This window comes from Paenibacillus sp. FSL P4-0113, assembly GCF_038009305.1.
Lineage (GTDB): Bacteria > Bacillota > Bacilli > Paenibacillales > Paenibacillaceae > Paenibacillus > Paenibacillus polymyxa_D.
Map to the genome: position 1 here is coordinate 4786863 of NZ_JBBPAZ010000001.1, position 13604 is coordinate 4800466.

General features: G+C 52.4%; 10 protein-coding genes. All 10 read left to right on the forward strand.

The genetic code is table 11. The annotated features are described in order from the left end of the window. Nucleotides 1-93 precede the first annotated feature (93 nt). The 10 genes from MKX46_RS20845 to MKX46_RS20890 all read left to right on the forward strand — a co-directional run bounded on the left by MKX46_RS20845 (nt 94) and on the right by MKX46_RS20890 (nt 13386). Nucleotides 94-2541: a rhamnogalacturonan lyase gene (locus MKX46_RS20845; RefSeq protein WP_341071730.1), complete on the forward strand. Its 2448-nt coding sequence runs from the start codon at nt 94-96 to the stop codon at nt 2539-2541. Between the two features lie 313 nt (nt 2542-2854). Beyond that, a complete protein-coding gene (gene nifB, locus MKX46_RS20850; RefSeq protein WP_341071731.1) occupies nt 2855-4354 on the forward strand; it encodes a nitrogenase cofactor biosynthesis protein NifB in 1500 nt (499 codons plus the stop codon). Between the two features lie 6 nt (nt 4355-4360). Continuing rightward, nucleotides 4361-5227, forward strand: a complete 867-nt coding sequence (gene nifH / locus MKX46_RS20855) for a nitrogenase iron protein (protein ID WP_023987270.1) — start codon at nt 4361-4363, stop codon at nt 5225-5227. Between the two features lie 86 nt (nt 5228-5313). Further along, nucleotides 5314-6762, forward strand: a complete 1449-nt coding sequence (nifD, locus tag MKX46_RS20860) for a nitrogenase molybdenum-iron protein alpha chain (RefSeq protein ID WP_341071732.1) — start codon at nt 5314-5316, stop codon at nt 6760-6762. After that, the gene (gene nifK / locus MKX46_RS20865; RefSeq protein WP_341071733.1) at nt 6759-8288 is read left to right on the forward strand and encodes a nitrogenase molybdenum-iron protein subunit beta; all 1530 of its coding nucleotides are present in this window, start codon (nt 6759-6761) and stop codon (nt 8286-8288) included. The genes nifD and nifK overlap by 4 nt, the downstream gene beginning before the upstream one ends. Nucleotides 8289-8368: 80 nt before the next feature. After that, complete coding sequence (gene nifE, locus MKX46_RS20870; protein WP_341071734.1) at nt 8369-9730, forward strand: nitrogenase iron-molybdenum cofactor biosynthesis protein NifE; 1362 nt, start codon at nt 8369-8371, stop codon at nt 9728-9730. Next, the gene (nifN, locus tag MKX46_RS20875; protein ID WP_341071735.1) at nt 9720-11027 is read left to right on the forward strand and encodes a nitrogenase iron-molybdenum cofactor biosynthesis protein NifN; all 1308 of its coding nucleotides are present in this window, start codon (nt 9720-9722) and stop codon (nt 11025-11027) included. The genes nifE and nifN overlap by 11 nt, the downstream gene beginning before the upstream one ends. Further along, nucleotides 11024-11413, forward strand: coding sequence for a NifB/NifX family molybdenum-iron cluster-binding protein (locus MKX46_RS20880; protein ID WP_341071736.1), 390 nt, complete (start codon nt 11024-11026; stop codon nt 11411-11413). The genes nifN and MKX46_RS20880 overlap by 4 nt, the downstream gene beginning before the upstream one ends. Nucleotides 11414-11507: 94 nt before the next feature. Further along, nucleotides 11508-12272 carry a HesA/MoeB/ThiF family protein gene (locus MKX46_RS20885; protein WP_341071737.1) on the forward strand — a complete coding sequence of 255 codons (765 nt, stop codon included), beginning with the start codon at nt 11508-11510 and terminating at the stop codon, nt 12270-12272. Then, on the forward strand, nt 12250-13386 hold the full coding sequence (locus tag MKX46_RS20890; RefSeq protein ID WP_341071738.1) for a homocitrate synthase/isopropylmalate synthase family protein: 1137 nt from the start codon (nt 12250-12252) through the stop codon (nt 13384-13386). The genes MKX46_RS20885 and MKX46_RS20890 overlap by 23 nt, the downstream gene beginning before the upstream one ends. Nucleotides 13387-13604 lie beyond the last annotated feature (218 nt).

Consider the following 13604-nt stretch of genomic DNA (forward strand, 5'->3'; position numbering starts at 1 on the left):
AAAACTATAATAATAGGGAATTTAATTTATGTAAGCGCAATCATTTTGGCGTACTTGCTTGTCATCACAATACAATTGAGGAGGACGACTTGAATGGCTCAAAGGAAAGGCGCATGGCGAAAGGGAACCTTGACCGCTGCGCTGGCAACCATGCTGGCGATGACGGGCACGACTGGAGGAGTGGCTGCGGAAGATTTGTCCGAACCGACACTACAGGCGGAATCAGCCATTGCAGTTGAACAGAACCGTAGCGGTAGCATTCAGCTGGAAAAGTTGGATCGCGGACTGGTAGCTGCGGTGACGCAGGAAGGGGTCTTTTTAAGCTGGCGGTTATTGGCTCAAGAAGTGAACGGTTACGGTTCAACGGGGCTGACAGGAGCGGACTTCAACGTATACCGTGACGGTAAGAAGATTGCGACAGTGACCGACAGTACCAACTATGTGGATAAGGAAGGGAATGGTAAATCAGTATACAGAGTAGCTTCAGTCGTTAATGGGCGGGAAAAGGATCTTAGCGCTAAAGTGAAGCCATGGCAGCAGGGTTACTATGAACTTCCTCTCCAAAAGCCTGCTGATGGAGTAACCCCGGCAGGTGAAGCCTATATTTATTCGGCCAACGATATGAGTGTGGGGGATGTGGATGGAGACGGGCAATATGAGTTTTTTGTAAAATGGGACCCGTCGAACTCCAAAGATGTATCTCAGAAGGGGTATACCGGAAATACGTATGTTGATGCGTATACGGCCGAAGGCAAGCTGCTGTACCGGATCGACCTAGGCGTGAATATTCGATCAGGTGCGCATTATACACAGATGATGGTGTACGATTTTGACGGCGATGGTAAAGCCGAGCTGATGTTCAAAACGGCTCCAGGGACCAAAACGATTTCTTTTGATAAGAAGGGCAAGGCGAAAAAAGAAAAGTATATTACTCTGCCACGTGAGGATCGCAAAGCAGGGATTACACATGAGGACGATTACCGTTTGAGTCGTTCGGATTATTATGAGCATGTGGTGAACATGTTCATGAACTGGACGAAGCATGAAGAAGTGGTCAAGGGACAATGGCCTGCTACGCTGGAGGAATGCTTTGGCATCGCTCCGAAGTACAGTTATCCGTTATCCCGAAAGGATGCGGAAAGCCTGACAGACTACTTTATGGATGTATATGCACCATCACGGAGCGACAAAAACAAGCTGAGAGAGTTCGAGGGCTTTATTGTCGATGGACCAGAGTATTTGACAATTTTCAAGGGGAAAACGGGAGCTGAGCTGGATACCGTCCGCTATGAGCCGGAGCGTCATGACCATGGCCTCATGTGGGGCGACTACGCCATGGCCCGAATTGAACCCGCCAACCGTGTAGACCGCTTCCTGGCAGGTGTGGCCTATCTGGACGGCCGCAAGCCGTATGCCGTATTTGCACGCGGCTATTATACGCGTTCCACTTTGGCCACCTACACATGGGATGGTCGCCATCTCCAAAAACATTGGATGGTGGACAGTGGCTGGACACCAATGACCAATCCATTTAACGATGGTCCGCACGGGCGTGATGGAACGGACCCGAAATTTGGCACCTTGACCACACAGGGAGCGCATTCTTTGAGCGTGGTGGAAGTGGACGGTGACGGCAAGGACGAAATCGTATACGGTTCCGCCACGATTGACCATGATGGCAGCCTGTTGTACAGCTCATTTGATGTCATGCCTCCTGAAAGTGCAACTCCGGGTCAAACCGCCAGATTGGGGCACGGCGATGCACTGCATGTAACCGATATTGACCCGGATCGCCCCGGCAAAGAAATCTTTATGGTACATGAAGGTGGCACTTACGCTCCATATGGCTATTCTTTGCGGGATGCCAAAACAGGTGAAATCATTTACGGCGCATATTCCGGCAAGGATACAGGTCGGGGAATGGTCGGTGACATAGACCCGGATCAGCGAGGTCTGGAGACCTGGGCCATAGGCCTGTGGACCGCAGCGGGCAAACAACTGGATACGAAGATGCCGGGTACCAATATGAGTATCAAATGGGCAGCTGATATGACCACACAAATCGTAAACGGCGCAATTGATGTAACCCCAACCATTGAGGATTGGAAACGAGGTACATTGCTGACCGCTACTGGAACCAAAACGAATAACTATACGAAAGGAACTCCATCGCTGGTAGCCGACATTTTCGGAGATTGGCGGGAGGAAATGCTCGTCCGTACAGCGGATAGCTCAGCCATCCGTATCTATCTGAGCACAGAACCTACGACGCATAAATTGTACACGTTGATGCATGATCCGCAGTATCGCACGGATGTGGCGCGTCAAAATACCGGGTATAACCAGCCGTCCTACACGAGCTTTTATTTTGCATCCGATATGGATTGGGCGAATGTGCCGATTCCCAAGCTCTACACGCCAAAAGCCTTAATAGAGGAAGAGAGCAGTGACGAAGCGGATGAAGTAGAGGCAGCAGAGGTAGATGAAAAAGAAGTCGATGGAACGATAGTCGATGGGACGAAAATAGATGTGAAGGAATGATAAGCGGAGACTATTTCCCAAAATATATAATAAAAAATTAAAGTTTCTTATCTCAAAAGGAGAGCCGTATTTACGGACTCTCTTTTTTTACGTCTTGATGTTATTGAGAATATGAAATGTAACCGCGCACATGTAAAGTGTACGATATATTACTTGACGTAAAATTTGACACATATGTGAATTGAGGATAAATGTCAGGGATTTCATGGAGAAGTGAATTGACTGTATTTGTCCCTGTCTCTAAGATGTAATTATATTCCAGACAAAAACAGAGATTTATGTAAGGTAATATAACGTGGAGAGGAGGGAATGAATGGACTCTTTAGTTGATCTCTCGGAAACCCCCTTAGCAATGGATACCCTCAGACGACATCCTTGTTATAACGAAGAGGCACATCGCTATTTTGCGCGCATTCATCTTCCAGTAGCCCCGGCATGCAATATTCAGTGCCATTATTGCAACCGCAAATTCGATTGCGTCAATGAAAGCCGTCCCGGTGTTGTTAGTGAACTGCTCACGCCGGAGCAGGCGGCGAGCAAGACCTATGGCGTAGCGGCACAGCTCATGCAGCTGTCCGTTGTCGGCATTGCGGGACCTGGAGATCCGCTGGCCAATGCGGAGGCGACCTTCGATACCTTCCGCCGGGTTCGTGAGACAGTTAAGGATGTCATATTCTGTCTCAGCACGAATGGCCTTACCTTGATCAGGCATATCGACAGGATTGTAGAGCTGGGCATTTCGCATGTCACGATCACGATCAATGCTGTAGATCCAGTGGTGGGGAGCCGCATTTATGGATGGGTCTATGATGAAGGAAAACGCTATGCAGGGGAGGAGGCCGCACGGCTGTTGATTGACCGCCAGCTGGCAGGCTTGAAGATGCTAGCTTCGAGAGGCGTATTGTGCAAGGTGAACTCGGTGCTAATTCCCGAAGTCAATGATGCCCATCTACCGGAGGTAGCCAGGGTGGTCAAGGAGCATGGCGCGGTGCTGCACAATATTATGCCGCTCATCATCGCACCTGGTAGTCGGTATGAGCAGGCAGGGATGCAGGCCCCCCGTCCCCGTTTGGTCCGGCAGCTGCAGGAGCAATGTGCTGAAGCGGGGGCTGTCATTATGCGCCATTGCCGTCAGTGCAGGGCGGATGCAATTGGACTGCTGGGCGAGGACCGTAATCAGGATTTTACATGGGAGAACATAGCGGCTGCTCCTCCCATGGATGAAGGGGCAAGGGCACAATTTCAGAAAGAACTGGATGAGAAGGTGAGAGTGAGAATGGAACGCAAGGAGGGACGATCACACCATAAACAACCGTCAACCGGGGCTGGTTGTAGCTGCCCGTTATCTGGGGATAAGCCTGAAGCGAGCTTTACCTCAAAGCCAGTCCTAATCGCTGTGGCTAGTCGTGGTGGAGGGAAGGTGAATCAGCATTTCGGTCGTGCCAAGGAATTTATGATCTATGAAAGCGATGGGACCATTGTAAATTTCATAGGCATTCGTAAGGTGCAATCCTATTGTCACGGGAAAGCCGATTGCAATGGAGATAAGGCCGAGACGATCAAGGAGATCCTTTCCATGGTACATGATTGTGCATTGCTGCTGTCGTCCGGCATAGGCGAAGCCCCCAAAGAGGCATTGCAGGAAGCGGGCGTGCTGCCTATTGTGTGCGGCGGGGATATTGAGGAGTCCGTTCTGGAATATGTAAAATTTCTGCGTTATATGTATCCTGTGCAGACAGGTAAGAAAAGTAAGCGTAATAAGGGAGTTAAGGGCAATCATTCGGATTTACCCATTGAATATTTTGGAGGCTGAGAAAATATGAGACAAATTGCGTTTTACGGTAAGGGCGGTATCGGCAAATCGACAACCTCGCAGAATACACTGGCTCAACTCGCGACCAAATTCAAACAAAAAATTATGATCGTAGGCTGTGATCCCAAGGCAGACTCCACCCGTCTTATTCTGAATACGAAGGCCCAACAGACTGTGCTGCATCTGGCAGCTGAAAGGGGTACGGTGGAGGACTTGGAACTGGAGGATGTTGTCCAGAAGGGCTTCGGTGATATTCTGAACGTGGAATGCGGCGGGCCAGAGCCCGGTGTCGGCTGTGCAGGACGCGGTATCATCACAGCCATTAATTTTCTGGAGGAAGAGGGGGCCTACGAAGGGCTGGATTTCGTATCCTACGATGTACTGGGGGACGTCGTGTGCGGGGGGTTCGCCATGCCGATCCGGGAGAAGAAGGCGCAGGAAATCTACATTGTATGCTCAGGCGAGATGATGGCTATGTACGCTGCCAACAATATTGCGCGCGGGATCTTGAAGTATGCCAACAGCGGCGGGGTGCGTTTGGGCGGCTTAATCTGCAACAGCCGGAATACGGACCTGGAAGCGGAATTGATCACAGAGCTTGCAAGAAGACTGAACACGCAGATGATCCACTTTTTGCCGCGTGACAATGTTGTGCAGCACGCTGAGCTGCGCCGTATGACTGTTACTCAATATAACCCGGAACATAAGCAGGCTGCGGAGTATGAAGAGCTGGCAGGTAAGATTTTGAATAACGATATGCTGACGGTTCCCACGCCCATTTCCATGGAAGATCTGGAGGATCTATTGATGGAATTCGGCATTATTGAGGATGAAGAAACCGCAATTAACAAAGCTGAGGCGTCCGGGCAGTAGGCTGCAGCCAGAAGGCTTAATGACGGAACCATCGTGATGATGGGAGGAGCTGAACGCGCAGCTCGCAGGAGGGAGGAATAGGCCAAATGAGCAGTATTGTGGATAAGGGTAAGCAGATCGTAGAGGAGATACTGGAGGTATATCCCAAGAAGGCCAAGAAGGACCGGACCAAGCATTTTGAGATCGCGGATGAGGAGCTTGTGAACTGCGGAACCTGTTTCATCAAGTCCAACATGAAATCACGGCCTGGCGTCATGACAGCAAGGGGCTGTGCTTATGCAGGCTCCAAGGGTGTGGTATGGGGCCCGATTAAAGACATGGTGCACATTAGCCATGGTCCCATCGGCTGCGGACAGTACAGTTGGGGTACCCGACGCAATTATGCGAATGGGGTATTGGGAATCGATAATTTTACCGCCATGCAGATTACAAGCAATTTTCAGGAAAAGGATATCGTGTTCGGCGGAGATAAGAAGCTAGAGGTGATCTGCAGGGAAATTAAGGAGATGTTCCCGCTGGCTAAGGGCATCTCCGTGCAATCTGAATGTCCGGTCGGACTGATTGGTGATGATATCGGGGCCGTGGCCAAGAAGATGACAGAGGAGCTGGGCATTCCGGTCATTCCTGTACGCTGTGAGGGCTTTCGCGGGGTGAGTCAGTCTCTGGGCCATCACATTGCCAATGATGCTATCCGCGATTTTCTAATGGGGCGCCGAGAACTGAAGGAGTGCGGGCCTTATGATGTCTCCATTATCGGAGACTACAATATCGGCGGTGATGCCTGGGCCTCACGCATTTTGCTGGAGGAAATGGGACTGCGGGTCATAGCGCAGTGGTCGGGTGACGGTACGATCAATGAGCTGGGGATTGCGCATAAATCCAAGCTCAACCTGATCCATTGTCATCGTTCCATGAATTATATGTGCACAACGATGGAGCAGGAATACGGAATTCCCTGGATGGAATATAACTTCTTTGGCCCGACCAAGACGATGGAGAGCCTCAGAGCGATTGCTGCCCGCTTCGACGAGACGATTCAGGAAAAATGTGAGCAGGTCATCGCCCAATATATGCCGCAGATGGAGGCGGTCATCCGTAAATACCGCCCACGTCTGGAAGGTAAAAAGGTGATGCTTCTGATTGGCGGGCTGCGGGCAAGGCATACCATCGGTGCCTATGAGGATCTGGGTATGGAAATTGTGGCTACAGGCTATGAATTTGCCCATAAGGATGATTACGAAAAGACGTTTCCCGATGTAAAAGAAGGCACCATTCTGTACGATGATCCAACTGCCTATGAGCTGGAGGAACTGGCCCAGCGGCTGAATATTGACTTAATGGGCGCCGGAGTCAAGGAGAAATACGTGTATCACAAAATGGGCATTCCCTTCCGTCAAATGCACTCATGGGATTACAGCGGGCCTTATCATGGTTTTGACGGCTTCAAGATTTTTGCACGTGATATGGATATGACCATAAACAGTCCAGTATGGAGCCTGCTGCCGTCCCGGCAGACTGCGGAGGTGCCGGTATGAGCGAACGTCTGAATATTGTCGATCACAATCAGCTGTTTCGGCAGGATAAATATGTGTGCCAGCGTGAGGAGAAACGAGCCTTCGAGGCCCCATGTTCGCTGGAGGAGGTTACCGACACCCTGGAGTACACCAAGACCAAGGAATACAAAGACAAGAATTTTGCCCGTACAGCCGTAGTCGTGAATCCGGCCAAGGCTTGTCAGCCACTGGGAGCGGTTATGGCTGCACTGGGCTTTGAAAAAACGCTCCCGTTCATTCATGGCTCACAGGGCTGTACGGCTTATTTCCGTAGCCATCTTGCCCGCCACTTCAAAGAGCCTGTTCCTGCCGTCTCCACCTCGATGACCGAGGATGCCGCCGTATTCGGCGGCATGCGCAACCTCATTGACGGTATAGAGAACTGCATTGCCTTGTATCAGCCGGAAATGATTGCGGTTTGCACGACCTGTATGGCAGAGGTGATCGGGGATGATCTGTCCGCCTTCCTGGCCAATGCCCGTCAGGAGGGAGCCCTTCCTGAGGATATGCCGGTTCCTTTTGCTAATACCCCCAGCTTCTCTGGTTCACATATTACAGGCTATGACGCCATGCTGCGCTCTGTACTGGAGACGCTGTATAACAAGTCAGGCCGGACGGCGCAGCCTGGTCATGAATTGAACCTGAATGTACTGCTCGGTTTTGACGGGTATACGGGCAATTTTGCCGAAATGCGGCGCATACTCGGATTGTTCGGTGTACCGTATACCATTCTGGGTGACCACAGCAGTAATTTTGATTCAGGGGCTACTGGAGAGTACAGCTACTATTACGGGGGAACGCCGCTTGAGGATGTGCCCAAGGCCGCAGATGCTACCGGCACGTTGGCGATCCAACAGTACTCTCTTCGTAAAACATTAGGCTATATGAAGCAAACCTGGGGGCAGCAGGTGTTCTCCATCTCCACACCGCTGGGCATCCGGGCTACAGATCGCTTACTTGAAGAGATCAGTCGTCTATCAGGAAGAGAGATTCCCGAGGCATTGAAGCAAGAGCGCGCCCGAATTGTGGATGCCATGATGGATTCGCATGCTTATCTGCACGGCAAACGAGTGGCTATGGCGGGAGACCCGGACATGCTCATCGGCCTGATTGGCTTTTGTCTGGAGCTGGGCATGGAGCCGGTGCATATTGTTTGCTCCAATGGGGACCGAAAATTTGAGAAGGAAGCAGAGCTTCTGCTGAAGTCCAGCCCTTACGGTGCAGAAGCCACGGTTCATTCCGGTCAGGATTTGTGGCACATGCGTTCGCTGCTGTTCCAGGACCCGGTGGATCTGGCTATTGGCAGTTCCCATCTGAAGTTTGCAGCGAAAGAGGCGAAAATTCCTTTACTCCGTGTGGGCTTTCCGATCTTCGACAGGCATCATCTGCATCGTTATCCGATTATCGGCTACCAGGGTGCGCTGAATCTGCTTACCCAATTCGTGAATACCGTACTGGATGTCATGGAAGAGCAGGCCCCGGATCATAGCTTTGATCTGGTGCGCTAATTGCTGTACCGCGTAGATGGAAGTTGGCAGCTTGGGCTTGTGATTTCAATGGATTCTATCTGAAATAAGGGGGTGTGCGGATGGAGCCGGCTGTGTCTAATGGAAGGCTGGAGGTATCCTGCGGTAACAAAATTCCCAAAAGCACGCCCTGTCCCCGGCCTGTGCCGGGGGAGGCTTCGGGTGGCTGCTCCTTTGACGGGGCCCAGATTACACTGATCCCCATTGCTGATGCGGCTCATCTGGTGCACGGGCCGATTGCCTGCCTCGGCAATAGCTGGGAGAGCAGAGGAAGCTTGTCCAGCGGCCCGGAGCTGTCGGCGTATGGCTTCACTACGGATCTTGGAGAACAGGACATCATTTTTGGTAGTGAACAGAAGCTGCATGAATCGATTCGCTACATTGTCAGCCGTTTTGCTCCTCCCGCTGTATTTGTCTATACAACATGTGTCACAGCCCTCACTGGTGAAGATATCGAGGGGGTCTGCAAGGCTGAATCGGAACGGCTGGGGACGCCGATCATTCCGGTGAACAGTCCGGGATTTGTGGGCAGTAAGAATCTCGGGACCCGGCTGGCCGGAGATGTATTGTTCCAGCATATTATCGGCAGTACCGAGCCGGAACAGACAACCTCCCATGATATCAATCTCATCGGGGAATACAATATTGCGGGCGAGATGTGGCATATCGAGCGGCTGATGCAGCAGACGGGAATGACTATCCTGTCCCGAATTACCGGGGACGGTCGGTTCCGTGAGGTGGGATGGGCGCATCGTGCCAAGGCCAACATGGTCGTATGCAGCCGAGCTTTGCTGGGCCTAGCAGTCCAAATGGAGCGTAAATACGGCATTCCTTATTTTGAAGGTTCATTTTATGGAGCGAAGGAGACGAGTTATTCCTTGCAGCAGATGGCTTACCTGACCGGAGATCGGGATGTAGAGCGACGGGTGGATAAGCTGGCCGCACGGGAGGAAATGAGGCTATCGCTGGAGCTGGAGCCCTACCGCAAGCAGTTGAAAGGAAAGCGGGCAGTGCTCTATACCGGGGGCGTAAAGAGCTGGTCTGTCATTACGGCTTTGCAGGAGTTGGGCATTAAGGTGGTTGGTGTAGGCACGAACAAGAGCACTGCCGAGGATGTATCCCGGATTGCTGACCGTATCGGGGATGATGCGGAATACATCCCGGAAGGCGGTGCCCGGCAGATTCTCAAGACCGTACGGAGCCGCAAGGCAGACATGGTCATTGCCGGGGGCCGGAACATGTATATGGCGCTTAAGGAACAGATTCCTTTTGTGGACATCAATCAGGAGCGGCACAAAGCCTATGCGGGCTATGACGGGCTGTTGTCTCTGGCGAAACAGCTTGTGCATACGCTGCAGCATCCGGTATGGGAGCTGACCGCCAAGTTGGCTCCATGGGAGGAGGAGACGGAATTTGCCGATTAAATCCGCCACGAAGCCTGTCAGTGTCAACCCGCTCAAGGTAGGACAGCCTTTGGGCGGCGTACTGGCTCTGCAGGGGATGTATCGCTCAATGCCTTTGCTGCACGGCGCTCAGGGCTGCTCGGCCTTCTCCAAGGCACTGCTAACTCGCCATTTTCGAGAGCCGATTGCCGTTCAAACCTCTGCGCTGCAAGAGATGGACGTTATATTTGACGCAGACCGGAATCTGGAAGAGGCGCTGGATCATATCTGGTCCAAGCACCATCCAGATGTTATCGGCGTTATCAGCACGGCCCTCACCGAGGTGGCAGGCGTTGATTTTCAGTCCAGGGTAAAGGCGTTCAAGCGAGAACGGGCCTTGAAAGACAGTTTGCTGTTTTCTGTATCGCTGCCTGATTTTCACGGCTCTCTGGAGACGGGCTACAGTAGTACAGTAGAGTCGCTAATGGATGCCGTACTCGGGTTGGCCGGAGGCAAGTCCCCCAAAAAACAGCGCCGGACGCAGGTCAATCTGCTGCCGGCTTCTTATCTGACTGCCGGAGATGTCATGGAAATCAAGGATATTATCGCTTCCTTCGGCCTGGAGGTTATTACGCTCCCCGATATTTCCACTTCCTTGTCCGGTCACCTGCTGACAGGCTTTTCCCCTTTGACGAGAGGGGGGACTCCGCTGGATTCAGCCTGCCAGATGCTGGAGTCTTCCTGCACGATTGCCATTGGCGCGAGCATGGAGCGTCCGGCGCGCAGGCTGACTCATGCTGCAGGCATTCCCTACCACTTGTTCGCTGGTCTGTCTGGTTTGGCCGCGAGCGATGCGTTCATACATTTTCTGCAGAAAATCAGCCGCGAGCCAGCCCCCGTTCGCTTTCGCTGGCAGCGTGAAAATCTGTTGGACAGCATGCTGGATGCCCATTTCTATTATTCCGGTGCTTCGGCTGTAGTGGCGCTAGAACCGGATCATATGCTGTCGACCGCAGCCTGGCTGGAGGAGATGGGAGTGGAACTGAAGCGGCTAATTACACCCTGCAGCACGCCCGCACTGCAAAAGACAGAACGGGAAGTCTGGGTCGGTGATCTGGATGATGCAGAGGAGAGCGCGCAGGACGTTGATTTGTGGATCAGCAATTCACATGGAAGAAAGGGAGCGGCACGGGCCGGGGCCTCGTTCGTACCGGCAGGCTTGCCGGTGTATGACGAGCTGGGCGCCCACACATCCGTAAGCGTCGGATACCGTGGAACCATGGAGTGGGTGAATAAGGTGGGCAATGTATTGCTTGCCGAGAGGGGGAGGGGAGGATGAAGGTTGCATTTGCGACGGAAGACGGTGTGCTTGTGAATGCTCATTTTGGGCAGAGTCCCATGTTCACTGTATTTGAAATCCGGCACTCAGGCGTCCAGTTCCTGGAGCATCGGCGGATAGCCCTGGGGGGCGATGAGAATGAGGCGGGTAAGATCGCCAGCCGAATTGGCCTGATTGAGGATTGTGCCCTGATCTTCCTAGTACAGATCGGCGCTTCAGCTGCCGCACAGGTTACCAAGCGGACCATTATGCCTGTGAAGGTGGCCTTCGGTAGCACCATTGAGGAGCAGGTCCAGCGTCTCCAGAATATGCTGGCTCGCAATCCGCCCATGTGGCTTGCCAAAATCCTGCATGCTGAGGAGGGCAGCGGCAAAGCCGAATCATGAGCTCTCCTGTAAGGAAGAGCAACCCTATAAGTTATCAAGATCCTGCGGACCGAATATCTTAAAGGCGGGAGCCGCACATGGAGGGGGTGGACGAATGGTACAACTGCTGGAAAACAGTAGATACGGACGCCAGCTAAAACTGCTGGGAGTGGAAGGTCAGAACAGACTAAAGCAGGCTACTGTTATGGTTGCAGGCATCGGAGGATTGGGAGGGACAGCGGCCATGTACCTGGCCGCTGCCGGAGTGGGAAAGCTGATATTGGCCCATGAGGGCATAATCCATCTGCCCGATATGAACCGGCAGGTGCTGATGGACAGCGGACGAATCGGGGAGGAACGGATGGAGACGGCATTACAGCATTTGCATCGTATCAATCCGGAGACGGAGCTTGAGGGCCACGCCGACAAAATCACAGAAGAATCCTCTGGACCATGGGTAGAAGCAGCCGATATTGTGATTGATGCACGTTATGACTTTCCGGAAAGATATGCGCTGAACAGACTATGTGTTCGACATGGCAGACCGATGATAGAAGCGGCCATGTACGCCTATGAAGTATCATTGATGACCATTGATCCCGGTAAGACGGCATGCCTGGAATGTCTGTACCCGGAAGGCGGACAGCCTTGGGAACCTCTGGGATTCCCGGTCCTGGGAGCCACCTCCGGCTTGATTGGCTGCATGGCTGCACTGGAAGCGGTCAAATGGATTACAGATGCGGGTAATCTGTTCACTGACCGCATGTACCGTATGAATGTGCTGGATATGAGCAGCTGCACCATAGCGGTCAAGCGCAACCCACGCTGTCCGTGTTGCGGAACGGGAGGGGATACAGATGAGTCAGTTGCATATTTGTGATACGACACTTCGTGACGGAGAACAGGCTCCGGGCGTTGCCTTTTCGGCCGAGGAGAAAACTAAAATTGCCATCATGCTGGACTCGGCGGGGGTGGAGCAGGCTGAGATCGGAATTCCGGCAATGGGAAAGGCGGAGTGCAGATCTATTGCCAGAATTGCTGCTCTTGGACTTCAGATGAAGCTAATGACCTGGAATCGCGCGGTGTTCACAGATATTGATGCAGCTGAATCGACAGGTGTCGGCTGGGCCCATATTTCGGTTCCCGTGTCGACGGTGCAGATGAAGGCCAAGCTGGGTATGAATCCTGAGCAGGTGACGGAACTGATCCGCAAGTCTGTCGATTACGGTCAGTGTAAAGGATTGACTGTTTCCGTAGGCTTTGAGGATGCTTCAAGGGCAGATGACCTGTTCCTTGAGCAGTTGGCGAATCAGCTCTACAGAGATGGTATCCGGCGCTTCAGATATGCCGACACGCTGTCCGTTCATCATCCTGCTGCCATAGCTGCCCGTATAGACAGGTTTGTATCGCGCGTGCCGCAGGATGTGGAGCTTGAGATTCACTGTCATAATGATTATGGCCTCGCGCTTGCCAATACTTTGGCAGCTTTGCGGGCGGGAGCTGTTTGGGCCAGTACCACGGTGTCGGGACTTGGAGAAAGGGCAGGTAATACGGCGCTGGAAGAGGTGGTGATGTCGTGGAGGGACCTATATCAAGGAACCTGCAGCGTCCGTCCCGAACTGCTGAACCCGCTGGCTGCACTGGTGTCCCAAGCCTCCAACCGAATCATTCCCGAAGGCAAGCCAATTGTGGGAGACATGGTATTCGCCCATGAATCCGGCATACATATCAACGGTCTGCTAAAGGAGCGCGCCGCCTATCAGGCCCTTGATCCGACTGAGCTGGGAACGGACCATTCGTTCGTACTCGGTAAGCATTCGGGCAGAAGTGCAGTACAATATATGCTGGAGCAGGAAGGAATCGAGGCAGGCTCCGGTGAAATCAACTTCCTGCTGGAGCGGCTTCGCCTAGTCGGTGAAGATCCCAAGCGTGTCATCCATAGCACGGATTTAAGGCGCTGGCTGCAGTATTATCCGGCAGAGCTACCGAAATAACCGAAAAGGCGTTCCCGTCAGGTAAGTGTGACCGTGACTGGAACGCTTTCTTGTATATCTTTTAATTTCACAACCGGAGTCTCCAATTTGCTGGTTAAACGAAGCCGTTCAGAAGGGTATAATAAAATATAGTGCTGTATAAAGTGCGTATATATGGTTTTACAGCAGGAAGGTTCGAATCTTATAACCATTACACGCTGATCTGGAAGAACGGCTAT